Source organism: Salmonella sp. A7, from assembly GCF_020181675.1.
Lineage (GTDB): Bacteria > Pseudomonadota > Gammaproteobacteria > Enterobacterales > Enterobacteriaceae > Salmonella > Salmonella enterica.
In genome coordinates this window covers 3071867-3098572 of the sequence record NZ_CP084001.1, presented here as the reverse complement: position 1 = coordinate 3098572, position 26706 = coordinate 3071867, and the positions used below count along the sequence as shown (strand labels likewise).

General features: G+C 47.5%; 23 protein-coding genes. 21 read left to right on the top strand and 2 right to left on the bottom strand.

Going from position 1 to position 26706, the window contains the following annotated elements:
- Positions 1 to 2 precede the first annotated feature (2 nt).
- The 8 genes from LCS67_RS15235 to nei all read left to right on the top strand — a co-directional run bounded on the left by LCS67_RS15235 (position 3) and on the right by nei (position 8643).
- Positions 3 to 1136, top strand: coding sequence for a glycosyltransferase family 4 protein (locus LCS67_RS15235; protein ID WP_080183746.1), 1134 nt, complete (start codon positions 3 to 5; stop codon positions 1134 to 1136).
- 127 nt (positions 1137 to 1263) lie between these two features.
- The gene (locus LCS67_RS15230; protein WP_000998822.1) at positions 1264 to 2034 is read left to right on the top strand and encodes an ABC transporter permease; all 771 of its coding nucleotides are present in this window, start codon (positions 1264 to 1266) and stop codon (positions 2032 to 2034) included.
- 3 nt (positions 2035 to 2037) lie between these two features.
- Positions 2038 to 2748: an ABC transporter ATP-binding protein gene (locus tag LCS67_RS15225; RefSeq protein WP_080183745.1), complete on the top strand. Its 711-nt coding sequence runs from the start codon at positions 2038 to 2040 to the stop codon at positions 2746 to 2748.
- 93 nt (positions 2749 to 2841) lie between these two features.
- Positions 2842 to 4620 (top strand): glycosyltransferase, encoded by a 1779-nt coding sequence (locus tag LCS67_RS15220; RefSeq protein WP_031564141.1) that lies wholly within the window; start codon positions 2842 to 2844, stop codon positions 4618 to 4620.
- Positions 4621 to 4811: 191 nt separating this feature from the next.
- Complete coding sequence (locus tag LCS67_RS15215; RefSeq protein ID WP_023139969.1) at positions 4812 to 5645, top strand: glycosyltransferase family A protein; 834 nt, start codon at positions 4812 to 4814, stop codon at positions 5643 to 5645.
- Positions 5646 to 5702: 57 nt separating this feature from the next.
- Positions 5703 to 7598, top strand: a complete 1896-nt coding sequence (locus LCS67_RS15210; RefSeq protein WP_077914925.1) for an HAD family hydrolase — start codon at positions 5703 to 5705, stop codon at positions 7596 to 7598.
- A 67-nt stretch (positions 7599 to 7665) separates the two neighbouring features.
- Positions 7666 to 7818, top strand: coding sequence for a hypothetical protein (locus LCS67_RS15205; protein WP_001145918.1), 153 nt, complete (start codon positions 7666 to 7668; stop codon positions 7816 to 7818).
- Positions 7819 to 7851: 33 nt separating this feature from the next.
- Positions 7852 to 8643 carry an endonuclease VIII gene (gene nei / locus LCS67_RS15200; protein WP_001113962.1) on the top strand — a complete coding sequence of 264 codons (792 nt, stop codon included), beginning with the start codon at positions 7852 to 7854 and terminating at the stop codon, positions 8641 to 8643.
- Positions 8644 to 8697: 54 nt separating this feature from the next.
- Here the strand turns inward: nei and LCS67_RS15195 are convergent, their stop codons facing one another.
- Positions 8698 to 9744: an AbrB family transcriptional regulator gene (locus tag LCS67_RS15195; RefSeq protein WP_001122054.1), complete on the bottom strand. Its 1047-nt coding sequence runs from the start codon at positions 9742 to 9744 to the stop codon at positions 8698 to 8700.
- A 136-nt stretch (positions 9745 to 9880) separates the two neighbouring features.
- Positions 9881 to 11164 (bottom strand): citrate synthase, encoded by a 1284-nt coding sequence (locus LCS67_RS15190; RefSeq protein WP_000785811.1) that lies wholly within the window; start codon positions 11162 to 11164, stop codon positions 9881 to 9883.
- A gap of 100 nt (positions 11165 to 11264) precedes the next feature.
- Here LCS67_RS15190 and LCS67_RS15185 point away from each other — a divergent pair, with 100 nt between their 5' ends.
- The 13 genes from LCS67_RS15185 (at position 11265) to ybgE (ending at position 26599) form a co-directional block, all read left to right on the top strand.
- The gene (locus LCS67_RS15185) at positions 11265 to 11510 is read left to right on the top strand and encodes a hypothetical protein (protein WP_001539488.1); all 246 of its coding nucleotides are present in this window, start codon (positions 11265 to 11267) and stop codon (positions 11508 to 11510) included.
- Between the two features lie 393 nt (positions 11511 to 11903).
- Positions 11904 to 12308, top strand: a complete 405-nt coding sequence (gene sdhC / locus LCS67_RS15180) for a succinate dehydrogenase cytochrome b556 subunit (RefSeq protein WP_000263340.1) — start codon at positions 11904 to 11906, stop codon at positions 12306 to 12308.
- A complete protein-coding gene (sdhD, locus tag LCS67_RS15175; protein WP_000254356.1) occupies positions 12302 to 12649 on the top strand; it encodes a succinate dehydrogenase membrane anchor subunit in 348 nt (115 codons plus the stop codon). Before sdhC ends, sdhD begins: the two co-directional genes overlap by 7 nt.
- Positions 12649 to 14415, top strand: coding sequence for a succinate dehydrogenase flavoprotein subunit (gene sdhA / locus LCS67_RS15170; RefSeq protein ID WP_000775561.1), 1767 nt, complete (start codon positions 12649 to 12651; stop codon positions 14413 to 14415). The genes sdhD and sdhA overlap by 1 nt, the downstream gene beginning before the upstream one ends.
- Positions 14416 to 14431: 16 nt before the next feature.
- Complete coding sequence (gene sdhB / locus LCS67_RS15165; RefSeq protein ID WP_001537859.1) at positions 14432 to 15148, top strand: succinate dehydrogenase iron-sulfur subunit SdhB; 717 nt, start codon at positions 14432 to 14434, stop codon at positions 15146 to 15148.
- A 523-nt stretch (positions 15149 to 15671) separates the two neighbouring features.
- Positions 15672 to 18473 carry a 2-oxoglutarate dehydrogenase E1 component gene (gene sucA / locus LCS67_RS15160; RefSeq protein WP_001181500.1) on the top strand — a complete coding sequence of 934 codons (2802 nt, stop codon included), beginning with the start codon at positions 15672 to 15674 and terminating at the stop codon, positions 18471 to 18473.
- Between the two features lie 14 nt (positions 18474 to 18487).
- On the top strand, positions 18488 to 19696 hold the full coding sequence (odhB, locus tag LCS67_RS15155; RefSeq protein ID WP_000099858.1) for a 2-oxoglutarate dehydrogenase complex dihydrolipoyllysine-residue succinyltransferase: 1209 nt from the start codon (positions 18488 to 18490) through the stop codon (positions 19694 to 19696).
- A gap of 141 nt (positions 19697 to 19837) precedes the next feature.
- Positions 19838 to 21004 carry an ADP-forming succinate--CoA ligase subunit beta gene (gene sucC, locus LCS67_RS15150; protein WP_001048590.1) on the top strand — a complete coding sequence of 389 codons (1167 nt, stop codon included), beginning with the start codon at positions 19838 to 19840 and terminating at the stop codon, positions 21002 to 21004.
- Positions 21004 to 21873 carry a succinate--CoA ligase subunit alpha gene (sucD, locus tag LCS67_RS15145; protein WP_000114631.1) on the top strand — a complete coding sequence of 290 codons (870 nt, stop codon included), beginning with the start codon at positions 21004 to 21006 and terminating at the stop codon, positions 21871 to 21873. Before sucC ends, sucD begins: the two co-directional genes overlap by 1 nt.
- A gap of 1581 nt (positions 21874 to 23454) precedes the next feature.
- Positions 23455 to 25023, top strand: coding sequence for a cytochrome ubiquinol oxidase subunit I (gene cydA, locus LCS67_RS15140; RefSeq protein ID WP_000884375.1), 1569 nt, complete (start codon positions 23455 to 23457; stop codon positions 25021 to 25023).
- Positions 25024 to 25038: 15 nt separating this feature from the next.
- Entirely contained in the window at positions 25039 to 26178 is a 1140-nt protein-coding gene (cydB, locus tag LCS67_RS15135; protein WP_000568258.1) for a cytochrome d ubiquinol oxidase subunit II, read from the top strand.
- A 14-nt stretch (positions 26179 to 26192) separates the two neighbouring features.
- Positions 26193 to 26306 carry a cytochrome bd-I oxidase subunit CydX gene (cydX, locus tag LCS67_RS15130; RefSeq protein WP_000270278.1) on the top strand — a complete coding sequence of 38 codons (114 nt, stop codon included), beginning with the start codon at positions 26193 to 26195 and terminating at the stop codon, positions 26304 to 26306.
- Entirely contained in the window at positions 26306 to 26599 is a 294-nt protein-coding gene (ybgE, locus tag LCS67_RS15125) for a cyd operon protein YbgE (RefSeq protein WP_000148790.1), read from the top strand. Before cydX ends, ybgE begins: the two co-directional genes overlap by 1 nt.
- Positions 26600 to 26706: the final 107 nt, after the last annotated feature.

The window sequence follows — 26706 nt, the reverse complement described above, 5'->3', positions numbered from 1 at the left end:
AGATGAAAAGGTTATGTTATTTTGTAAATTCAGACTGGTACTTTGATTTACATTGGACAGAACGTGCGATAGCGGCAAGGGATGCGGGTTATGAAATTCATATCATAAGTCATTTTATTAGTGAAGAGATTATAAAAAAATTCAAAACGCTTGGTTTTATTTGTCACAATGTGTCTCTTGTTGCTCAGTCATTTAATATGTTTGTTTTTTTTAGAGCATTCCTTAACGCTCGGAAAATTATTAAAGAGATTAATCCTGACTTATTGCATTGTATTACGCTCAAACCTTGCCTGATTGGTGGGGTTAGCGCCAGGAGAAGTAATAGTCCAGTTGTTATCAGCTTTGTCGGACTTGGTCGAATCTTTTTATATAATACCGTGCCAATGAGAATATTGCGTGCGTTAACCGTTTTGGTTTACAAATACATTGCCGGTAATAAGCGTAGCGTTTTTATTTTTGAACATGATAAAGATCGACGAAAAATATCGCGTTTAGTAGGTATTGATTATCATAAAACTATCGTTATCGAAGGTGCTGGAATTAACCCGGATATTTATAAATTCTCTATAGAGAAAAAACATGAGATACCGATAGTCCTTTTTGCAAGCCGAATGTTATGGAGTAAAGGTCTTGGCGATCTCATTGAAGCAAAAAAGATCCTCAGACAAAAAAATATTCATTTTGTTTTAAATGTTGCAGGTATATTGGCCGAGGACGATAAAGATGCTATCCCTTTGGAACTCATTCATCACTGGCATCATGAAGGGCTAATTAACTGGCTGGGACGCTCTTCAAATGTATATGAACTTATTCAGAAATCGAATATCGTTGCATTACCATCTGTTTATCCGGAAGGAGTACCACGGCTTTTATTAGAGGCATCATCTGTAGGACGCGCATGTATTGCTTATGATACCGGCGGATGTGATAGCTTAATTATTCATAACTATAATGGGTTGATCGTAAAAAGTAATTCAGCTCAGGAGTTAGCGGTAGAATTAGAGTATTTGTTAAAAAATCCACAGATTCGCTTAGAGATGGGGGCGAATGGAAGAAAACGTGTAAAGGAATTGTTTTCCAGCATATTAGTCATTAATAAGACATTGCAAATTTATAAAGACACTATTGGTTGCTAACACCATAAAGTGCTTATGAAGTAGGTCAGTGTTTAGATAAATAGTATGTAAATATATAGAAAATAAATAAGTTATATTTTCATATCGTTAAAGAATAAGTTCTTCAGGTAAAGGTGACACGGAAACAATGAATGATTTGAAAGAAGCTCTGGCCAGGCACCAACTTTGGATTTCGCTAGGTTGGAATGATGTCCTGGGGCGATACCGGCGTTCGGTGTTAGGGCCTTTTTGGATAACGATTTCGATGGGGGTCACCATATCAGCGATGGGACCTCTTTACGGTTCGCTGTTCAGTTCTGGTTCTGAAAATTTTATCATGCATCTTACTTTAGGTATGATCTTTTGGGCCTTTCTATCAGCAACTATTAATGAGTCATGCGGAATATTTAATGAGTCCGCATCAATTATTAAACAATCTGACCTTCCGCTATATTTATATATATTACGTGTTTTCTATCGGCAGTTTATGATTATGTTGCATAATTTTATCATTATACCTTTCGTGATTTTTTTTACCAATACATCGGTAAATCTTGATATTCTCCTTTTTATACCTGCAATTATAATAACATCCATCTCATTAATTTCTACAGGTATGATTCTCGCCATTTTTTGCACAAGATATCGTGATATGGGACCGGTTGTTCAAAGTGTAGTAACGTTGTGTTTTTTTATAACTCCCATCATTTGGACATCGGAACAATTACCAAAGGGAAGAAAGGAATTTGTTGATTATAATATTTTTTATTACTTTATGGAGATGCTCAGGAAACCATTAATGGGAACTGTACCAGATGTAACTATATGGTTTTACACAATAATAACTTCTATTATTATGTTGATGGTCTCAACCTTAGTGTTGACTAAATATCGCTCAAGAATCGTATACTGGTTATAATTAATGAAAATCTCTTGCAAAAACGTTGGCGTAATACTCCCCATATTTAACTCCAGCCACCGTTCATTTAAAAAAACTTTTCTACAGGCTGCTTCAGGTGGACGAATTGGCTCATCGAATACCGGGATTATTGAAGTAGGGGCATTAAAAAAAATTGATTTTACGCTTACCGAAGGTAACCGTCTTGCACTTATTGGACACAATGGTTCGGGCAAAACAACTCTTCTGAGAGTACTTGCAGGGGCCTATAAACCAACTTCAGGGAAGTATGAATGTATCGGTCGAGTCACCAGCCTCATTGATCCCATGATGGGAATGGATGGTGAGCTTACCGGCTTGGAAAATATAAAACTGAGGGGACTATTTCTCGGTCTGTCAAAAAATGAAATAAAAAATATTACAGAAGATGTCATCGAGTTCAGCGAGTTAGGTGATTTTATTAAAGTCCCCGTTAGAACGTATTCTAGTGGTATGGTTCTGAGGCTTGGTTTTTCTATTTCCACTGCAATCAATCCTGAAATTTTACTGATGGATGAATGGATGAGCGTGGGTGATAGTGATTTTAAAAGAAAAGCAGAGATGAGATTAAATAGCTTTATCTCTAAAGCGGGCATTATGGTAATGGCCACTCACGATGATGAACTGGCTAAATCTGTATGTAATAAGTTCATCAGGCTTGAGCACGGTGAGATTGTTAGCAAAGGCGGATTTTAATATTCTTATTGCAGTATTTATATCACTACGCGGTGAGTAATTTACTATTTTATAATAGCGTTACCCCGGATAATATAAATTTATAGGTTCGTTATGTATTTTTTACTTCAAAAAGTAATTTTACCAAACATTGATCTATGCACGGAAGAGCAGCTTTATTTCAGAACTCAGGGCGGGAAGTATAACTATACCTCACGTAACTTACTTGTTCCGCGTCATAATGTTGCATGTTTTGATACTTTTTTTAATGCATTCTCAGTTAAGAAATGGAAAAAATATACAACCTTAACATCACTTTTTTTGCGGTTTAATATAATTGGTCGCGGAACTATAAACGTAAGGCACAAAGAGAATGGTGTCATTAGAGTATTAAAGCAAATTGATTTTAAATCGTCATGCAATATTAGTGATGAGATTGAGATTGATATATCAAAAATAAATTTCGGATATATCTATGTGGAGTGGCAATCAGACGAAGACTCTGTTTTAAATGGATTTGAATTTCTGACTAAAGATCATGTTAGTAAATCATCTATGGCTTTAGTTATAACAACTTATAATAGAAAAGAAGCTGTTACTAAAACAATCAATAGAATTAATAAAACACTCTTAACCCAGAGCGAATTTAAAGATCGTTTTAAATTGATTGTCGTTAATAATGGCGAGGCGATTAATCACCCGTCAGGAAACGGCATTATGGTTATCAATAATGAAAACCTCGGTGGATCAGGCGGGTTTATGAGAGGTTTGATAGAGGCAGGGAAAATCAACGATGTTAAACATGTCATATTTATGGATGACGACGGCTCATGTGAAATTGAATCGATTTGTCGAACTCATGCTTTTTTACTGATGGCTAAAGACAAAAATACAGTTGTTACTGGCTGTATGCTTTTTGAGGATAACCCGGCAATCATACATGAATCTGGTGCCATATGGCATAGAGATTTTTTACATTACCCGGATAAACATTATCTGGATGCTCGGGAAATAGATTCTTTAGATAATTTTGATAATGAAAGAAAAATAGGCTACGGTGGATGGTGGTTTTTTGCCTTTAATATTAACGCTATTGAATATTACTCATTTCCTTTCTTTGTTCGTGGAGATGACCTGCTATTTGGATATATGCATAAAAAACATAATATTGTCACACTTAATGGTGTGGCTTCGTGGCAAATGGATTTTGAAAGAAAAATATCGGTTCTAAATAGCTATTTGAACTTCAGGACTGTTGCTGTACCTGCATTAATTAGTAAAAGAAAGTTTGCTGCACTACTGTTAAGTGTTTTCTTTGTGCGGGAAGTCTTTCTTGCGAGTTTTTCATGCCGCTATGAACTTGCCAGAGCAATGATTATGTCATATAACGATTGTCTTTCTGGGCGGAAGTTTTGGGAAGATAATGTAGATCTTCTGGAGATAAGAAAAAGAATTAATGCAATAACTCATAATGAAAAATTCAATGTAGAAGGTATTGATATTGTTAATGGTTGTGTTGATTACCCATGTTCTGGTAAAGAAAAAGCCATCTACAAATTTTTTAGATGCATAACCCTTAATGGACACTTAATTCCAGCTTTCTTTTTAATTAAAAAACCAATCGTGGTTGATTATCGTCATTATCACCCTACTAAGTTTTCATTCCGGAGAATTACTATCTATCATTTAAATATAGAAAATGGTAAATTATTAAAACTTACCCACTCAAAAATGGAGTTTTTTAAAGTTATTATTAATGGTTTGTTTACGGCAGTCAAAAATTTTTATCGGTTTAAATCTGCAAAAAAAGAAATGAAAAATAGTTTGCCCTATCTTACCTCAAAGCTCTTTTGGTATAAAAAATTCAATAAAAAATCTGAAGATAAATATTAAACATGATGTAAGTGGTGTTGATGAGAATTATACCGATTTTTTAATTATATGACTATGATAATCTTAGGTATGGTTCTGTTGCTACACCTTATCTGGTGTCAGTCTAATAAAATATTATAATCCTTACCCAATGTCAGCATTCATTCATAGGGTGTTAATTTTATATATACCGTAAAACGCGAAATCAGAATATGGAAAAGAGTCTTTTAGTTATTGTCCGACATAAACCTGGGCGTACTCGGCTATTAATGCGGGCCTTGCAATCCATTAATGACCAGACGTTCAAAAAAATAAATATCATCATTTTCTGCATGGGGGAAGAATTGAAATGTCACAATGTGGATGATTTTTATCTGAAAGAACTGTCAAATATATATAGTGTTATCTACGACGAAAGCTGTATCTTTAATGCTATTAAGATGTCTGAATCTAATTATTTATGCTTTATGGATGATGACGACTCCTGGGCCCCTGAATATGTGTCAAGGCTACTCAGTGTTTTGGCGAATATACAGTCAACGTATTCATCTGTAAATGCAATAGCATGCCATACAAATAAAGTTGCTGAGATTGCGGAAAATAATAGAATAATTATAAATTCAACGCAACCATGGAACCACTATTTAAATGCTGGCCCTGTTAGTTTTGATGTTATTTATTACAGGAATTCTATTCCACTGTCCTCGTGTTTATTCGATAAAAATTCTGTTATCGATGTGATTGAAAGTCATAAATTATCCTCTCCTGCATTTTTCTGGCCTTTTTTTATTCATTACCTGGCAGAAAATGATGTTTGGATCTTACCTGAAGCACTGGCATTTTATCATTTCAGAGAAAATGATGACTTTGAATTTGGCAATTATACCGTAATTAACAATGAGTTATTTGATATAGAATGCAAAATTGCAGAAAATAAAATGATGAGAAGTATTGATGACTCATCATTACTCAATGTGTTACTTTCAAATATTGCTAACAATAGTCTTTTTCATAAAATTTCTTATATTGAAAATAAGATTAAATAAAATATGGATATGAACTTTAAAAAATACAAGACCGTAAGCTTTGATATCTTTGATACATTGGTTAGCCGGAGGATTTACCGTCCCAGAGATTTGTTTTCATTAATGCAATCAACTTTAGCAACTGAGAAATTTTTTATATCAGCGTACGAGATTGGTATTATTGATAATTTCCCAGAGATAAGAGTTCAGGCGGAAGTAAGTGCCAGAGAGAATAGGGTCAGGCGTTTTGGCGGCGAGCCGGAAATACTTATATCTGAAATATACGATGAAGTTTTAAAAAAGCATCCGCAGCTTTCACCAGCGACAGTAAAAAAGATAATCGATCTGGAAATACAAATGGAGAAGATTGTTTTATATAAAAATGCGCGTGGAAGCTGTTTGTTTGAAAAGGCTATTAGTGATGGTTGCAAAGTCATTTTAATTAGTGATATGTACCTTCCATCAGCAATATTAAAGGAGTTGTTAACATCATGTGGCTATGATATCAGTAACATTCCAGTTTATTCATCTGGCGAAGAGCGGTACTCTAAAAATAGTGGTAAATTATTTTCAATAGTCAAGAAAAATGAAAATGTAGATATTGCATCATGGATGCATGTTGGCGACAATGTTCATGCTGATATTCTGAATGCTAAAAAACTCGGCATAAATACTCTCCATGCTGATTGGTCAGAGTATAATCATGGGGTATCTAATCATTGGAAAACTAAAGATATTATTGGTGAATCTATTTGTAAGACTTTATTACTTAAACAAGTTTCTGCTTTCCATCAAAATGATCCTTTAAATGAGATAGGATTTAAAGTATTTGGTCCGTTATTATTAGGTTATGTATCCTGGTTAGCGAATCAGTTAAAGATTCATAAAATTGATAAAGCGCTTTTTTTAGCACGCGATGCTCACTTAATCTATAAAATTTATAATGAATACTTTTCAGAAGAACATGTAAAATGTGAATATTTATATATATCCCGCGCATCAGCTTATATGGTGGGGATGACTGATTGGCCGATGCACAGGATTTGGCATCTTTTTGGTGGTAAGAATAAGAAAAGTATTAAAAAGATACTTGCTATCGCGGGGTTAGATGCGAGTGAGCATATTTCAGATATACATCATGTTGGCTTTCCTGACGAGGAATATATTCCTGTTTCAGGAGAGGAACATAAGGTTCACTGGCTTATAAATAAATTATTTCCATATATTTTATTAAAAAATACTCAGCACAGGGAAGTTTACGCTGATTACTTTAAGACGGCCTGTGAAGGTTATAAAAATATAGCACTTATCGATGTAGGATGGATGGGTAATATTCAATCAGTATTTGCTCGTTCTTTAGGTGCGCAATGGGCAGAAAAACAAATACATGGGTTTTATTTGGCAACTTTTGCTGGCGCCAATGATAACCGATCTATTTATAATAAGATGTTTGGTTGGCTAACCAACTATGGCCATCCCCACGATAAATGTGATCTTTTCTTATCAGGAGGGGTGGAAATAATGGAGTTCGCTATGGCTGACAATACCGGGTCAACAATTGGTTATAAAAAAACGAATAATGGAATAATTCCTGTACGTGAAGATAGCAGTGGTTCTGAAATTGAGTATTTAAAAAAAGCGGCAAGATTGCAATCAGGGATTATTTCTTTTTTTGAGTACATCAAACCGCTCATACAAAAAGAAAATTATGCAGCACTTAGTAGTGTTGTATTGTCAGAACCTTTTTTTGAATTGATAGCCAGACCCTCAAGCGCTCAACTGGACGCCTTATCTTCCCTCACACATTCAGAGTCCGCGGGATCTAACGCAGAAAGAATCGTGCTAGCCAAAAAACTGCCTTTAAAGGATAAACTTTTTCCCGGAGAAAAGTATATCAAAGAGTTGAATGCCAGTTATTGGAAAGAAGGCTTTAAAAGGATCAACAGAAAAAAATTTTGGGCAAAATATAACTAAGCGTCATTTAATTCCGGTAGGCAGACAATCATTATTGGGCGCTTGCCCGACAAGGGCTGAGTCGATTATGCCCTGGCGCGATCACGTTAACCCTGACGGGGAAGTGGTCTCGTGCTGCGATAATGTTATTATCACTGGATACCACCGCTTGTTTGTCCATCCGCTGTGGATGTTCATTATGGCGTTCGATGTGCATTCCAGACAGTCAGAGGCGGTGTAGTCCATTAATCAACTGTTAACAAAGGATATTATCATGCCTGAAGGCCCGGAAATTCGTCGTGCGGCGGATAATCTGGAGGCGGCAATCAAAGGCAAACCCTTAACCGATGTCTGGTTTGCCTTTGCACAGTTAAAACCGTATGAATCGCAGCTTACCGGTCAAATTGTTACCCGGATAGAGACGCGGGGAAAAGCGTTATTGACCCACTTTTCAAATGGCCTGACGCTCTACAGCCACAACCAACTCTATGGCGTATGGCGGGTGATCGACACTGGTGAAATACCGCAGACCACGCGTATATTGCGCGTCAGGCTACAAACGGCGGATAAAACTATACTGCTTTATAGCGCGTCTGATATCGAAATGCTGACAGCAGAGCAGCTCACGACGCACCCCTTTTTACAGCGAGTCGGTCCGGATGTGCTGGACGCGCGTCTCACTCCGGAAGAGGTTAAAGCTCGATTGCTGTCGCCGCGTTTTCGCAACCGACAATTTTCCGGACTGTTGCTGGATCAGGCCTTTCTGGCGGGATTGGGGAATTATCTGCGCGTTGAAATCCTCTGGCAGGTAGGGTTAACCGGACAGCATAAAGCGAAAGATCTCAACGAGGCGCAACTGAATGCGCTTTCTCACGCGCTGTTGGATATTCCGCGCCTGTCCTACACGACTCGCGGTCAGGCGGATGAAAACAAGCATCATGGCGCACTGTTTCGCTTTAAGGTTTTCCACCGTGACGGCGAAGCGTGCGAGCGGTGTGGCGGCATTATTGAAAAGACAACACTGTCCTCACGCCCGTTTTACTGGTGCCCGCATTGCCAGAAATAGCCGGAACCGCCATCGGCGAGCGGCTATTGCCTGATGGCGCGACGCTTATCAGTCCTACAAAGGTTGTCTGGGCGCATAGGTTGATATAAAACGGGCCACTGCTGGCCCAGTTAACAGAATGCTGAACAGCCGTAGGGTTTGCATTGCCATGATGAGCGCCATATCGGCACTGCTTCCTGCCGCGATCGCGGCAACCGTATCCAGACCCCCGGGACTGGTGGCGAGATAAGCCGTCATAAAATCAATCTGCATGTAGTAAGCCATTCCCCACGCCATCGCGGCGCAAATCGCCATCAGCGCGAAAATTGACAATAAGATTTGCGGCAATGGCCGCAGCGCCATAAAAAACACCTGTCTGTCAAAACCCAGCCCAATACGCCAGCCTATCGCCATATACGCCACGGCCAGCAGCCATTCGGGTAATTCAATCTCAATGATGCCTTGCGAATGGAGAAGCGCGCCTGCCAACATGGGGAGCAGCATCGTGCCGGAAGGGATACGCATCAGGCGACCGGCAATGCCCGCCACGATCGCTAATAGCAGCGTCGTCAATAAATTACCGCTAAGCGGCGGAAACCAGATCACCTGTTGGCTGACCGCTGCCGCGCTGTCGCCGAGTATCAGGCGTGTCACCAGCACCGCCGCGCCAGCCACAAACAGTACCCGTAGATACTGCATAAACGCCACCAGGCGGATATCCGCCCCGTAATCTTGCGCCATCGCTACCATTGCCGCTGCGCCGCCCGGCGATGACCCCCATGCGCCGGTGTTGCCGGGCAGCGAGCTGTAGCGTACCAGCAGCCAGCCGACTATCGCGCTGGAAAGCAGCGTCACCAGCAACACTAAAAGCACGACCGGCCAGTAGAGGGCGAGGGTGGTCAATATCGAACCGGTTAGATTTTGGGCGATCATACAGCCGAGAATCGCCTGTGCGGCGAGAAAAATACCGCGCGGAAGTTGTAGCGTACTACCTCGCAAACTCAACACGATACCCGCAATCATTGGACCGAGCAGCATCGCCGCCGGAAGGTGCAGATAGAGAAAAATAAGGGAAATGAGCAGCGATAACAGGAACAACAAAAACCACTGCAGAATCGGCATTCCATGCTCCCTGAATGATATTTAGCGAAACCTTAATTAATCATAGAGAGTAACGGGGTAAGAATAAAATAATGAGGATAAGAAAAAAGGGAAAATGTAACGGATGGCGAGGGTTGCGTCGCCATCCGGTTGTCAATTAACGCTTCAGCGCCGATTTAAAGTCGCGTTTATCGTAGCCGGTATACAGCTGACGAGGACGGGCGATTTTCATGCCGTCAGTGTGCATTTCATTCCAGTGTGCAATCCAGCCAACGGTACGCGCCATGGCGAAGATCACGGTGAACATGGAGGACGGAATGCCCATCGCTTTCAGAATGATGCCGGAGTAGAAGTCTACGTTCGGGTACAGTTTCTTCTCGATGAAGTACGGGTCGTTGAGCGCAATGTGCTCAAGCTCCATCGCCACTTCCAGCAGATCGTCTTTGGTGCCCAGCTCTTTCAGCACTTCATGGCAGGTTTCACGCATCACGGTGGCGCGCGGATCGTAGTTTTTGTAAACACGGTGACCGAAGCCCATCAGGCGGAAAGAATCATTCTTGTCTTTCGCACGGCGAACAAATTCCGGAATGTGTTTAACAGAGCTGATTTCTTCCAGCATTTTCAGCGCGGCTTCGTTGGCGCCGCCGTGCGCGGGTCCCCACAGGGAGGCGATCCCGGCGGCAATGCAGGCGAACGGGTTGGCGCCGCTTGAACCTGCGGTACGTACCGTTGACGTAGAGGCGTTCTGCTCATGGTCAGCGTGCAGGATCAGAATACGGTCCATCGCGCGCTCCAGTACCGGATTCACTTCATAGGTTTCACACGGCGTGGAGAACATCATGTTCAGGAAGTTACCGGCGTAGGAAAGGTCGTTGCGCGGATAAACAAACGGCTGACCGATGGAATATTTGTAACACATCGCCGCCATGGTCGGCATTTTGGACAGCAGGCGGAACGCCGCGATTTCACGGTGGCGCGGATTGTTCACATCCAGCGAGTCGTGGTAGAACGCCGCCAGCGCGCCAGTGATCCCGCACATTACCGCCATCGGATGTGAGTCGCGACGGAAAGCATGGAACAGGCGAGTGATTTGCTCATGGATCATCGTATGGCGGGTGACTGTCGTTCTGAACTCGTCATACTCTTCCTGCGTCGGTTTTTCGCCGTACAGCAGGATGTAACAGACTTCCAGATAGTTGGAATCGGTAGCAAGCTGGTCAATCGGGAAACCGCGATGCAACAAAATGCCTTCGTCGCCGTCGATGAAGGTGATTTTAGATTCGCAGGATGCGGTAGAGGTGAAACCAGGGTCAAAAGTAAAAACTCCTTTTGAACCGAGACTACGAATATCAATAACATCTTGACCGAGTGTACCTTTTAGCACATCCAGTTCAATAGCAGTGTCACCAGTAAGGGTGATTTTTGCCTTTGTATCAGCCATTTACGGTCTCCTTAGCGCCTTATTGCTTAAGACTGCCGGAACTCAGACTTGCCTTCTCCACGTCATCTTCCTTGTCGTTAGTGCAGGGAAGATTCTGTGTATGCATCAATCAACCGTTACCAGTTTGTTATTTGGCTCGCCGCTCTGTGAAAGAGGGGATGACCTGGGTACAGAGCAATGGGCGCTTGCAGGTAACGGCTTGATTAATTTCGAATTAGCAGCAAATCAGGAACGTAGCAATCCGAGTAATGTAACCTGTCTATCACTAATAACTGTCCTGAAAGAATGGGTCAATATCATTGTACTGTTGCATAACTTATTAACAGGTGAAAGAGTGACCCCATAACTTTTACGCATTATATGCTTTTTCTGGTGTCGTTTGTAACAATTTTGTTTAATGTTTGTCAAATCAGATGATTGAAAATTAAAAAAATGTTGTTATCGTGACCTGTGTCACTGTTCAGGATAAAACCTGACAAACTATATGTAGGTTAATTGTAATGATTTTGTGAACGTCCTATACTGCCGCCAGGTCTCCGGAATACCCTGCAATCCCGAGCCACCCAGCGTTGTAACGTGTCGTTTTAGCTACTGGAAGCAGTGTTTTACATGACGCGCAGTTATAGAAAGGACGCTGTCTGACCCGCACGCAGACCGGAGGAAGGAAATCCCGTCGTCTTTCTGGCTACAGGTAGATTCACCTCTGTAACCGAAGTCTTAAGGGAATAATAAGAACAGCATGTGGGCGTTATTCATGATAAGAAATGTGAAAAAACAAAGACCTGTCAATCTGGATCTACAAACGATTCGGTTCCCCATCACAGCGATAGCGTCCATTCTCCATCGCGTATCCGGTGTGATTACTTTCATCGCAGTCGGCATACTACTGTGGCTACTGGGCACCAGCCTCTCTTCTCCGGAAGGATTCCAGCAGGCCGCCGATATCATGGACGGCTTCATCGTTAAATTTATCATGTGGGGCATCCTTACCGCGCTGGCGTATCACGTCATCGTGGGAATTCGTCACATGTTAATGGATTTTGGCTATCTGGAAGAAACATTCGAAGCGGGTCAACGCTCTGCCAAAATCTCTTTTGTTATCACTGTCGTGCTTTCACTTCTCGCAGGAGTCCTCGTATGGTAAGCAACGCCTCCGCATTAGGACGCAATGGCGTACATGACTTCATCCTGGTCCGTGCTACCGCTATCGTTCTGACGTTATACATCATCTACATGGTGGGTTTTTTCGCCACGAGCGGCGAACTGACCTTTGAAGCCTGGACCGGTTTCTTCTCATCGGCCTTCACCAAAGTCTTCACCCTGCTGGCGCTTTTTTCCATCTTGATTCATGCCTGGATCGGCATGTGGCAGGTGTTAACCGACTACGTTAAACCACTGGCAGTGCGTCTGATACTGCAACTCGTTATTGTTGTTGCGCTGGTGGTTTACGTCATCTATGGATTTGTTGTGGTGTGGGGTGTGTAATGAAACTGCCAGTCAGAGAATTTGATGCTGTTGTGATTGGTGCCGGTGGCGCAGGTATGCGCGCGGCGCTGCAAATTTCCCAAAGCGGCCAAACCTGTGCGCTGCTCTCGAAAGTCTTCCCGACCCGTTCCCATACCGTTTCCGCGCAGGGCGGTATCACCGTGGCGCTCGGCAATACCCATGAAGATAACTGGGAATGGCACATGTACGACACCGTTAAGGGGTCGGACTACATTGGTGACCAGGATGCCATCGAATATATGTGTAAGACCGGACCGGAAGCGATTCTGGAACTGGAGCACATGGGGCTACCGTTCTCCCGTCTTGATGATGGACGTATCTATCAGCGCCCGTTCGGCGGCCAGTCGAAAAACTTTGGCGGCGAGCAGGCGGCACGTACCGCGGCAGCGGCTGACCGTACCGGTCACGCCTTGCTACATACGCTGTATCAACAGAATTTGAAAAACCACACCACGATTTTCTCCGAATGGTATGCGCTGGATCTGGTGAAAAACCAGGATGGCGCGGTGGTAGGGTGTACCGCACTGTGCATCGAAACCGGTGAAGTGGTGTACTTCAAAGCCCGCGCGACGGTGCTGGCGACCGGCGGCGCAGGCCGTATCTACCAGTCCACCACCAACGCTCACATCAACACCGGTGACGGTGTCGGTATGGCGCTGCGTGCCGGTGTCCCGGTGCAGGACATGGAAATGTGGCAGTTCCACCCGACCGGTATCGCCGGGGCGGGCGTACTGGTGACAGAAGGCTGCCGCGGCGAAGGCGGTTACCTGCTGAACAAACACGGCGAGCGCTTTATGGAGCGTTATGCGCCGAACGCCAAAGACCTGGCGGGTCGTGACGTGGTGGCGCGTTCCATCATGATCGAAATCCGTGAAGGTCGCGGCTGCGACGGCCCGTGGGGGCCGCACGCTAAACTGAAACTGGATCACCTGGGTAAAGAGGTGCTGGAATCTCGCCTGCCGGGTATCCTGGAGCTGTCCCGTACTTTCGCCCACGTCGATCCGGTGAAAGAGCCGATTCCGGTTATCCCGACCTGCCACTACATGATGGGCGGTATTCCGACTAAAGTGACCGGTCAGGCGCTGACGGTGAACGAGCAGGGCGAAGACGTGGTGATTCCGGGGCTGTTTGCGGTAGGCGAAATCGCCTGTGTATCGGTTCACGGCGCCAACCGTCTGGGCGGTAACTCACTGCTGGATCTGGTGGTCTTTGGCCGCGCGGCGGGGCTGCATTTACAGGAATCCATCGCCGAGCAGGGCGTGCTGCGCGACGCCAGCGAGTCTGACGTTGAAGGTTCTCTGGAGCGCCTGAATCGCTGGAACAATAACCGCAATGGCGAAGATCCGGTGGCTATCCGCAAAGCGTTGCAGGAGTGTATGCAGCATAACTTCTCCGTATTCCGTGAAGGCGACGCGATGGCGAAAGGGCTTGAGCAGTTGAAAGTGATCCGCGAGCGTCTGAAAAACGCCCGTCTGGATGACACGTCCAGCGAGTTTAATACCCAGCGTGTTGAGTGTCTGGAGCTGGATAACCTGATGGAAACTGCCTACGCCACTGCCGTATCAGCCAACTTCCGAACGGAAAGCCGCGGCGCGCATAGCCGCTTCGATTTCCCGGAGCGTGATGATGCCAACTGGTTGTGTCATACCCTGTATCAGCCGCAAACGGAATCCATGACGCGCCGAAGCGTCAATATGGAACCGAAACTGCGTCCGGCGTTCCCGCCGAAGATTCGTACTTATTAATTGCGGAGACAGGATGATGAAACTCGAATTTTCGATTTATCGTTATAACCCGGATGTCGATAACGCTCCGCGTATGCAGGACTACACCCTGGAAGGCGAAGAAGGGCGTGACATGATGCTGCTGGATGCGTTAATCCAGCTTAAAGAAAAAGATCCAAGCCTTTCTTTCCGCCGTTCCTGCCGCGAAGGCGTGTGTGGTTCTGATGGTTTGAATATGAACGGTAAGAATGGTCTGGCCTGTATTACCCCTATTTCGGCGCTGACTCAGCCGGGTAAGAAGATTGTGATTCGCCCGCTGCCCGGTTTGCCGGTGATCCGCGATTTGGTGGTAGACATGGGGCAATTCTACGCACAATATGAGAAGATTAAGCCTTACTTATTGAATAATGGGCAAAATCCACCGGCTCGTGAGCATCTGCAGATGCCGGAGCAGCGTGAAAAACTCGATGGGCTGTATGAATGTATTCTTTGCGCCTGTTGCTCAACATCCTGCCCGTCATTCTGGTGGAACCCGGATAAGTTTATCGGTCCGGCGGGGCTGCTCGCGGCGTATCGATTCCTGATCGATAGTCGTGATACCGAGACTGACAGTCGTCTGGAAGGGATGAGCGATGCATTCAGCGTATTCCGCTGTCACAGCATTATGAACTGCGTCAGTGTATGTCCTAAGGGACTGAACCCGACGCGCGCTATCGGCCATATTAAGTCGATGCTGTTGCAGCGTAGTGCGTAAGTAGTTGTAGTGGTTGCCGGATGGCGACGTACCGTCTTATCCGGCCTACAGGCGCAATCCCGTAGGCCTGATAAGCGCAGCGCCATCAGGCAATAGAAGTGCAGGAAACCTCTAAAAACTGCCATATGATTAGTAATAATCGAGATGTTCAGAGCGAGACAAGGCGCGGTCTGAACGAATCTTCGGGAGCATAGTTAACTATGTGACCGGAGTGAGCGAAGGCCGCAACGCAGTCGTAGCCTGAACAGCGAAGATTATTAGACAGTTTTTAAAGGTTCCTTAGCGGACGCAGATGACACGACAGTCCGCAACAAGTGAACCCCGGCACGCATACAGCGTATGCGTGGTTAGTATCCACGGCGAAATACTCGTCATAGATCACGTTGCATGTGCGTTGGCTGCACTTGCTCACCCCGGTCACTTACTGGATGTAAGCTCCCAGGGATTCGCAAGCTTGCCGCCTTCCTGAAACGTGACCTATTTAGAGTATTAAATAAGCAGAAAAGATGCTTAAGGGATCACGATGCAGAACAGCGCTTTGAAAGCCTGGTTGGACTCTTCTTACCTCTCTGGTTCGAATCAGAGCTGGATAGAACAGCTCTATGAAGACTTCTTAACCGATCCTGACTCGGTAGACGCTAACTGGCGTTTGACGTTCCAGCAGTTACCTGGTACCGGAGTCAAACCGGATCAACTCCATTCAAAAACACGTGAATATTTCCGGCGGCAGGCGTTGGCTGGCTCACGTCACTCTTCTACGATTTCCGACCCTGACACCAATGTGAAGCAGGTTAAAGTCCTGCAGCTTATCAACGCTTATCGTTTCCGTGGCCATCAGCATGCAAACCTCGATCCGCTGGGTCTTTGGAAACAAGAACGTGTGGCGGATCTGGACCCTTCTTTCCATGATTTGACCGAGGCCGATTTCCAGGAAACCTTCAATGTCGGCTCCTTTGCCAGCGGCAAAGAGACGATGAAGCTGGGCGAGCTGCTCGACGCGCTCAAACAGACCTACTGCGGCCCGATTGGCGCTGAGTATATGCACATCACCAGCACCGAAGAGAAACGCTGGATCCAACAGCGCATCGAATCCGGTCGTGCGGCCTTTAGCGCTGACGAGAAAAAACGCTTCCTGAACGAACTGACCGCCGCTGAAGGGCTGGAACGTTATCTGGGTGCCAAATTCCCCGGTGCGAAACGTTTCTCGCTCGAGGGGGGAGATGCGCTGATACCCATGCTGAAAGAGATGGTTCGCCATGCGGGTAACAGCGGCACTCGCGAAGTGGTGCTGGGGATGGCGCACCGCGGTCGCCTGAACGTGCTGATCAACGTACTGGGTAAAAAACCGCAGGATCTGTTCGACGAATTTGCCGGTAAGCATAAAGAGCATCTGGGTACCGGCGACGTGAAGTATCACATGGGCTTCTCGTCAGATATCGAAACCGAAGGCGGTCTGGTTCACCTGGCGCTGGCGTTTAACCCATCGCATCTGGAAATTGTGAGCCCGGTGGTGATGGGCTCCGTGCGTGCCCGTCTGGACCGACTGGACGAACCGAGCAGCAACAAAGTGTTGCCGATCACTATTCACGGCGACGCCGCGGTGACCGGCCAGGGCGTGGTTCAGGAAACTCTGAACATGTCGAAAGCGCGCGGTTACGAAGTGGGCGGTACGGTACGTATCGTTATCAACAACCAGGTGGGCTTCACCACCTCTAACCCACTGGATGCGCGTTCAACGCCTTACTGCACCGATATCGGTAAAATGGTCCAGGCACCGATTTTCCACGTCAATGCGGACGATCCGGAAGCCGTAGCTTTTGTGACCCGTCTGGCGCTGGACTTCCGTAATACCTTTAAACGCGATGTGTTCATCGATCTGGTGTGCTACCGCCGTCACGGCCACAACGAAGCCGACGAGCCAAGCGCAACCCAGCCGCTGATGTACCAGAAAATCAAAAAGCATCCGACGCCGCGTAAAATCTATGCCGACAAACTGGAAGCTGATAAGGTCGCAACGCTGGAAGATGCCACCGAAATGGTCAACCTCTATCGCGATGCGCTGGATGCAGGCGAATGCGTGGTGAAAGAGTGGCGTCCGATGAATATGCACTCGTTCACCTGGTCGCCGTATCTAAACCACGAATGGGATGAAGCATACCCGAACAAGGTAGAAATGAAGCGCCTGCAGGAGCTGGCAAAACGTATCAGCACCGTGCCGGAAGCCATTGAAATGCAGTCTCGCGTGGCGAAAATTTATGGCGACCGTCAGGCAATGGCGGCAGGCGAGAAATTGTTTGACTGGGGCGGCGCGGAAAATCTGGCTTACGCCACGCTGGTCGATGAAGGCATTCCGGTGCGCCTGTCCGGGGAAGACTCCGGTCGCGGCACCTTCTTCCATCGTCATGCGGTGATCCACAACCAGACGAACGGCTCAACGTATACGCCGTTGCAGCATATTCACAGCGGTCAGGGACAGTTTAAAGTCTGGGACTCCGTGCTGTCTGAAGAAGCGGTACTGGCTTTTGAATACGGTTATGCCACGGCGGAACCACGTACCCTGACTATCTGGGAAGCGCAGTTTGGCGATTTTGCCAACGGCGCGCAGGTAGTGATTGACCAGTTCATCTCCTCCGGCGAGCAGAAATGGGGCCGGATGTGCGGTCTGGTGATGCTGTTGCCGCATGGCTATGAAGGGCAGGGACCGGAGCACTCCTCCGCGCGTCTGGAACGTTATCTGCAACTTTGCGCCGAGCAGAATATGCAGGTTTGCGTGCCGTCCACCCCGGCGCAGGTCTACCATATGCTGCGCCGTCAGGCGCTGCGCGGGATGCGTCGTCCGCTGGTGGTGATGTCGCCGAAATCGCTGCTGCGTCACCCGCTGGCGGTTTCCACGCTTGATGAACTGGCGAACGGTTCCTTCCAGCCGGCCATTGGCGAAATTGACGAGCTGGACCCTAAAGCCGTAAAACGCGTGGTAATGTGTTCTGGTAAGGTTTATTACGACCTGCTGGAACAACGGCGCAAAAACGACCAGAAAGATGTCGCTATCGTGCGCATCGAACAGCTCTATCCGTTCCCGCATAAAGCGGTGCAGGAAGCGCTGCAACCATACGCTCACGTCCATGATTTTGTCTGGTGCCAGGAAGAGCCGCTCAACCAGGGCGCATGGTACTGCAGTCAGCATCATTTCCGTGAAGTGATTCCGTTTGGGGCCGCTCTGCGTTATGCAGGTCGCCCGGCCTCCGCCTCTCCGGCGGTAGGGTATATGTCCGTTCACCAGAAACAGCAACAAGATCTGGTTAATGACGCGCTGAACGTCGATTAAATAAAGGATAAATAATGAGTAGCGTAGATATTCTTGTTCCCGACCTGCCTGAGTCCGTAGCGGACGCGACCGTCGCCACCTGGCATAAAAAACCGGGCGATGCGGTTGTTCGTGACGAAGTGCTGGTAGAAATCGAAACTGACAAAGTGGTACTGGAAGTACCGGCATCAGCGGACGGCATTCTGGATGCGGTTCTGGAAGAGGAGGGGACGACTGTCACCTCTCGCCAGATCCTGGGTCGCCTGCGTGAAGGCAACAGCGCGGGTAAAGAGACCAGCGCGAAATCTGAAGAGAAAGCGTCTACGCCGGCACAGCGCCAGCAGGCGTCGCTGGAAGAACAAAACAACGATGCGCTCAGCCCGGCGATCCGTCGCCTGCTGGCTGAACACAATCTGGAAGCCAGCGCCATTAAAGGCACTGGTGTGGGTGGGCGTCTGACCCGTGAAGATGTGGAAAAACATCTGGCGAAAGGTGAGTCTAAAGCACCCGCTGTTGAACCTGCAGCACAACCCGCTCTGGGCGCGCGCGGCGAAAAACGCGTGCCAATGACCCGCCTGCGTAAGCGCGTGGCCGAGCGTCTGCTGGAAGCGAAAAATTCCACCGCCATGCTGACGACCTTCAATGAAGTCAACATGAAGCCGATTATGGATTTGCGTAAGCAGTATGGCGAAGTGTTTGAAAAACGTCATGGTATCCGCCTGGGCTTTATGTCCTTCTACGTGAAAGCGGTAGTGGAAGCGCTGAAGCGTTATCCGGAAGTGAACGCCTCTATCGACGGCGATGACGTGGTGTATCACAACTACTTTGATGTGAGCATGGCGGTGTCTACGCCGCGCGGCCTGGTCACGCCGGTCCTGCGTGACGTGGATACGCTGGGCATGGCTGACATTGAGAAAAAAATTAAAGAACTGGCTGTCAAAGGCCGCGACGGCAAGCTGACCGTAGAGGACCTGACCGGTGGTAACTTTACCATTACCAACGGCGGCGTATTCGGTTCGCTGATGTCTACCCCGATCATCAACCCGCCGCAGAGCGCGATTCTGGGAATGCATGCTATTAAAGACAGGCCGATGGCGGTGGATGGCAAGGTAGAAATCCTGCCGATGATGTACCTGGCGCTCTCTTACGATCATCGCCTGATCGATGGTCGCGAATCCGTGGGCTTCCTGGTCACCATCAAAGAGTTGCTGGAAGATCCGACCCGTCTGCTGTTGGACGTGTAGTCAGCAAGAGCATCACCTGCTACCTGTAGGCCGGACAAGGCGTTCACGCCGCCATCCGGCGATGGTGTAATGCCTGATGGCGCGCAGCTTTCAGGCCTACAGGTCTAAAGATAACGATTACCTGAAGGATGGACAGAACACATGAACTTACATGAATATCAGGCAAAACAACTTTTTGCCCGCTATGGCTTACCGGCGCCGGTGGGTTATGCCTGTACTACTCCGCGTGAAGCCGAAGAAGCCGCGTCTAAAATCGGTGCCGGCCCGTGGGTAGTGAAATGTCAGGTTCACGCTGGCGGCCGCGGCAAAGCGGGCGGTGTGAAGGTAGTAAAAAGCAAGGAAGAGATTCGCGCCTTTGCGGAAAACTGGCTGGGCAAACGTCTGGTGACCTATCAAACAGACGCTAATGGCCAACCGGTAAACCAGATTCTGGTTGAAGCGGCGACCGACATCGGCAAAGAACTGTACCTCGGCGCGGTGGTTGACCGTAGTTCTCGTCGCGTGGTCTTTATGGCGTCTACCGAAGGCGGCGTAGAGATCGAAAAAGTCGCGGAGGAAACCCCGCATCTGATCCATAAAGTCGCGCTCGATCCGCTGACCGGCCCGATGCCGTATCAGGGGCGTGAACTGGCGTTCAAACTGGGTCTGGAAGGTAAACTGGTGCAGCAGTTCACCAAAATCTTTATGGGCCTGGCAACCATTTTCCTTGAGCGCGACCTGGCGCTAATCGAAATTAATCCGCTGGTGATCACTAAGCAGGGCGATTTGATTTGCCTCGACGGCAAGCTGGGCGCTGACGGCAACGCGCTGTTCCGCCAGCCGGATCTGCGTGAAATGCGTGACCAGTCTCAGGAAGACCCGCGTGAAGCGCAGGCGGCGCAGTGGGAACTGAACTACGTCGCGCTGGACGGCAACATCGGTTGCATGGTGAACGGCGCGGGCCTGGCGATGGGCACTATGGACATCGTTAAGCTGCATGGCGGCGAACCGGCTAACTTCCTTGACGTGGGCGGCGGCGCAACCAAAGAGCGCGTCACCGAAGCGTTTAAAATCATCCTCTCGGATGACAACGTGAAAGCGGTTCTGGTTAACATCTTCGGCGGTATCGTCCGTTGTGACCTGATTGCCGACGGTATCATCGGCGCGGTGGAAGAAGTGGGCGTGAACGTTCCGGTGGTGGTGCGTCTGGAAGGCAACAACGCCGAACTCGGCGCGAAGAAACTGGCTGACAGTGGCCTGAATATTATTGCAGCGAAAAGTCTGACGGATGCAGCTCAGCAGGTTGTTGCCGCAGTGGAGGGGAAATAATGTCCGTTTTAATTAATAAAGATACCAAGGTTATCTGCCAGGGCTTCACCGGTAGCCAGGGGACTTTCCACTCCGAACAGGCGATTGCTTACGGTACGCAAATGGTCGGCGGCGTAACGCCGGGCAAAGGCGGCACCACGCATCTGGGTCTGCCGGTGTTCAACACCGTGCGCGAAGCAGTAGAAGCTACCGGTGCGACCGCATCCGTTATCTACGTCCCGGCGCCGTTCTGCAAAGACTCCATTCTGGAAGCGATCGACGCAGGCATCAAACTGATTATCACCATCACCGAAGGTATTCCGACGCTGGATATGCTGACCGTGAAAGTGAAGCTGGACGAAGCGGGCGTACGCATGATCGGCCCGAACTGCCCAGGTGTGATCACCCCGGGCGAATGCAAAATCGGCATCATGCCGGGTCACATTCATAAGCCGGGTAAAGTGGGTATCGTTTCCCGTTCCGGCACGCTGACCTACGAAGCGGTTAAGCAGACCACCGACTACGGTTTCGGCCAGTCCACCTGCGTGGGTATCGGCGGTGACCCGATTCCGGGCTCTAACTTCATCGACATCCTGAAACTGTTCCAGGAAGATCCGCAGACTGAAGCGATCGTGATGATCGGCGAGATCGGCGGTAGCGCAGAAGAAGAAGCGGCTGCTTATATTAAAGACCACGTGACCAAGCCGGTTGTTGGCTATATCGCGGGCGTTACCGCGCCGAAAGGCAAACGTATGGGCCACGCTGGCGCCATCATTGCCGGTGGTAAAGGTACCGCTGATGAGAAATTCGCTGCTCTGGAAGCGGCTGGCGTGAAGACGGTTCGCAGCCTGGCCGATATCGGCGAAGCGCTGAAAGCAATTATAAAATAAAACTCGCTGTTCCTGCGGGAACAGATAAATGTCCGTTTTCGACATGGTTGGCCACCTTTACGGTGGCCTTTTTTATGGCTTTATTGTTTGTGGCAAAGTGCGGGTGAAGCATCCGGGATATAAAATTATTGGCTTTGTAAATATTGAACTATAGGAAAATAATGCCTCATTAAAAAACATGGTGGAGTCTAAAAATAATTGATAATAACCGTCTGGCAGCGGCAGTAAATTTACTCAGTTTGCCGGTTAACTCTTTTGCAGCAAATACAGATGCTGTCTTAGTGAAAGACCTGCCGACCTCACTGGAGACGGATTATGCGCTTTCCGCCATGAAAAAAACGCATTGCAGCATTACACTATGTTGACGCTAACCTCTATAGTAAATTGACGCTTGACTCTGTGGCCGCGCATGTTTGCCTGAGCGCGAACTACATGTCTCCTCAGATGTATCGCGCTTACACAGACTGCTTGTTTAATGGCAGAATAAAACAGCTATTTTAATCATAAGAGTACCGGCATTATTTCCCTGAAGTATTAAAGATATCGTTTAATAAATTATATGAACTTTTGCTGGTTAAAAGAGGTTAACTTTAAAAATTATTAAGAACTTATTGACACTATTCGTTCGTGATTAATCATGTTTAAAGGGTATTTATGGCTGCGAATAAACAGAATTATCACTATGAGTGACGTAGAAATTGAGGGTAAATCTGTGAAGGTGATAACAGAATCTTCACTATAATAATTATAGAGAGGCAAATACGGTGTTATTGAAATAAAGAAAAATTAGCGAATAAAATGTTTGTTTCTGGCTATCTGGAAAGCTTATTAGCGATAATTAAGGCGATAACCTGGCAAGATGATCCTGGCCGTTAGTCGTCGGGAAAGGGAAGTTGGGGCAGGGTAATCCCGGTGGGATGATGGCGCGTGTGCAATGAGATAGTTTCTTTGCGGTGTTAATTATAAGTAAAATAAAAATAGATTAAATGTATAAAATAATAAGTGTTGATAACCTACAGAAAAAATCTGTGAGCTATTTAGCAATAATTGAACATCAATGTGCAATGTTTTTTACGGGATGCGGGGCAGTAAAAAACGCACAAAATGTTTAGCCTTACCGAATAAGCCTCTTTTTACAGGGAGTTTGAAATTACTCTTTGCAAAAACAAAAAGTTAACAAAAAATTCACCATGCATTCAATGAATAAACATTATTAACATTAACTTCAAAAATTGATTTTAATCAATATTTAAATGTTGGAAAAGAGCATCAAAACTGGTTAAATTGTCCGTGATCAAATTCCCTGAAAAGCGATAGATTAGCCATAAATTGATCGCTGTCGAAAAAAGCAAATCTGACCCACTAAAAACCTGTTTATTGTAAGGGTTTTACGGCGTAATATATTTGCGGGATCAATTTGGGTTTTTTATTAACATGTTTGTAACTTTTCATCATTACTGTTTCCTTCCCGAGGGGATAGTACGATGAGAGGCCGCAAATAAATTTGTATTGGGGCATGCGTGTGACCCTTTCTAACGGGGTTCACTCTCGGAGTCTTCATGCGATGAGCAAGGAGTCATGATGTTAGATATAGTCGAACTGTCGCGCTTACAGTTTGCCTTGACCGCGATGTACCACTTCCTGTTTGTGCCGCTAACGCTCGGTATGGCGTTCCTGCTGGCCATTATGGAAACGGTATACGTCCTTTCCGGCAAACAGATTTATAAAGATATGACCAAGTTCTGGGGCAAGTTGTTTGGTATCAACTTTGCTCTGGGTGTGGCTACCGGTTTGACCATGGAGTTCCAGTTCGGGACAAACTGGTCGTACTACTCCCACTATGTTGGGGATATCTTCGGTGCGCCGCTGGCCATCGAAGGTTTGATGGCCTTCTTCCTCGAATCCACCTTTGTAGGTCTGTTCTTCTTCGGCTGGGATCGTCTGAGTAAAGTTCAGCATATGTGCGTCACCTGGCTGGTGGCTCTGGGGTCCAACCTCTCCGCGTTGTGGATTCTGGTAGCGAACGGCTGGATGCAAAACCCAATCGCTGCGGATTTCAATTTCGAAACCATGCGTATGGAAATGGTGAGCTTCTCTGAACTGGTGCTGAACCCGGTAGCACAGGTGAAATTTGTTCACACTGTGGCGTCCGGCTATGTCACCGGCGCGATGTTCATCCTCGGTATTAGCGCTTACTACATGCTGAAAGGTCGTGACTTCGCCTTTGCTAAACGCTCCTTTGCTATTGCCGCCAGCTTCGGTATGGCTGCCGTACTGTCCGTTATCGTACTCGGTGACGAATCCGGTTACGAAATGGGCGACGTGCAGAAAACCAAGCTCGCTGCGATTGAAGCTGAATGGGAAACGCAACCTGCTCCGGCCTCCTTTACCCTGTTCGGCATTCCTGACCAGGACAAACAGGAAAACCATCTGGCGATTCAGATCCCTTATGCGCTCGGTATTATCGCTACGCGTTCCGTGGACACGCCGGTTATTGGCCTGAAAGATCTCATGGTTCAGCATGAAGAGCGTATCCGTAACGGGATGAAAGCCTATGAACTGCTGGAACAGCTGCGCGCCGGTTCTACCGACCAGACCGTTCGCGACCAGTTCAACAGCATGAAGAAAGATCTCGGTTACGGCCTGCTGCTGAAACGCTATACGCCTAATGTGACTGACGCGACCGAAGCGCAGATCCAGCAAGCGACGAAAGATTCCATTCCTCGCGTTGCGCCGCTGTACTTCGCTTTCCGTATCATGGTGGCGTGCGGCTTCCTGCTGCTGGCGATCATCGCACTTTCCTTCTGGAGCGTGATTCGTAACCGCATCGGTGAGAAAAAATGGCTGTTGCGCGCGGCGCTGTACGGTATTCCACTGCCGTGGATTGCGGTTGAAGCAGGTTGGTTCGTCGCCGAGTATGGTCGTCAGCCGTGGGCGATCGGCGAAGTGTTGCCGACAGCCGTGGCGAACTCATCGCTGACCGTAGGCGATCTGCTGTTCTCCATGTTCCTGATTTGCGGCCTGTATACCCTGTTCCTGGTGGCAGAATTGTTCCTGATGTTCAAATTTGCACGCCTTGGCCCAAGCAGCCTGAAAACCGGTCGCTATCACTTTGAGCAGTCCACCGTGACTTCTCAGCCGGCACGCTAAGACAGGAGTCGTCAAATGATCGATTATGAAGTACTACGTTTTATCTGGTGGCTGCTGGTTGGCATTTTGCTAATTGGTTTCGCTGTCACCGATGGGTTCGACATGGGGGTGGGGATGCTCACCCGTTTCCTCGGTCGTAACGACACCGAACGTCGAATTATGATTAACTCTATCGCCCCGCACTGGGACGGTAACCAGGTGTGGTTGATCACCGCGGGCGGCGCGTTGTTTGCTGCCTGGCCGATGGTTTACGCTGCGGCGTTCTCCGGTTTCTATGTGGCGATGATCCTGGTGCTGGCGTCGTTGTTCTTCCGTCCGGTCGGTTTTGATTACCGTTCCAAGATTGAAGACCCGCGCTGGCGCAACATGTGGGACTGGGGCGTGTTCATCGGTAGCTTTGTGCCGCCGCTGGTGATTGGCGTGGCCTTTGGCAACCTGTTGCAGGGCGTACCGTTCCACGTAGATGAGTATCTGCGTCTGTACTACACCGGTAACTTCTTCCAGTTGCTGAACCCGTTTGGTCTGCTGGCGGGCATCGTAAGCGTAGGGATGATCATCACGCAGGGGGCGACTTACCTGCAAATGCGTACCGTTGGCGAACTGCACCTGCGCGCGCGCGCCACCTCGCAGATTGCGGCGCTGGTGACATTAGTGTGCTTTGCGCTGGCGGGCGTTTGGGTAATGTATGGTATTGATGGTTATGTCGTGACATCCGCGATTGATCATCATGCCGCCTCTAACCCGCTGACTAAAGAAGTGGCGCGTGAAGCTGGCGCCTGGCTGGTGAACTTTAATAATGCTCCGATCCTGTGGTTGGTTCCGGCTCTGGGCGTGGTTCTGCCGCTGCTGACTATCCTGACTTCCCGTATGGAGAAAGGCGCGTGGGCATTCCTGTTCTCTTCGCTGACCCTGGCCTGCATTATTCTGACGGCGGGTATCGCTATGTTCCCATTTGTGATGCCGTCCAGCACGATGATGAATGCCAGCCTGACCATGTGGGATGCGACATCCAGCCAGATGACGCTGAACCTGATGACCTGGGTTGCGGCGGTGTTCGTACCGATCATTCTGATCTACACCAGCTGGTGTTACTGGAAAATGTTCGGTCGTATCACTAAAGAACATATTGAAAGCAACACCCACTCTCTGTACTAAGTAAGGAGCTTAAAATGTGGTATTTCGCATGGATTCTGGGAACGCTTCTTGCCTGTGCATTCGGGATCATTACCGCCCTGGCGCTTGAGCACGTTGAAGCGGGTAAAACCGGTCAAGAAGAAAGCTAATGACCCATATTATCGCAAAACTGTATGCGGTAATGGACAAGCGCCCGTTAAGGGCGCTTTCCTTCGTGATGGCGATAGTGCTGGCAGGATGTATGTTCTGGGACCCGTCACGGTTTGCCGCCAGGACCAGCACGCTTGAAATCTGGCACGGATTATTGCTGATGTGGGCGGTTTGCGCAGGCATAATCCACGGCGTGGGTTTTCGCCCTGAATCCGTACACTGGCAAGGGATTTTTTGTCCGCTCCTTGCGGATATCGTCCTTATCGTCGGCCTGATTTTCTTCTTCTTGTGAATAAGAAACCTCCTTAAAAATATAGGGGCTTGCATAAGCCCATATATTTTTACTCTCCCTTAACTTCCCCCCATTCCCAAGCCTCATTCCCGCGCGTATAGTAGCAA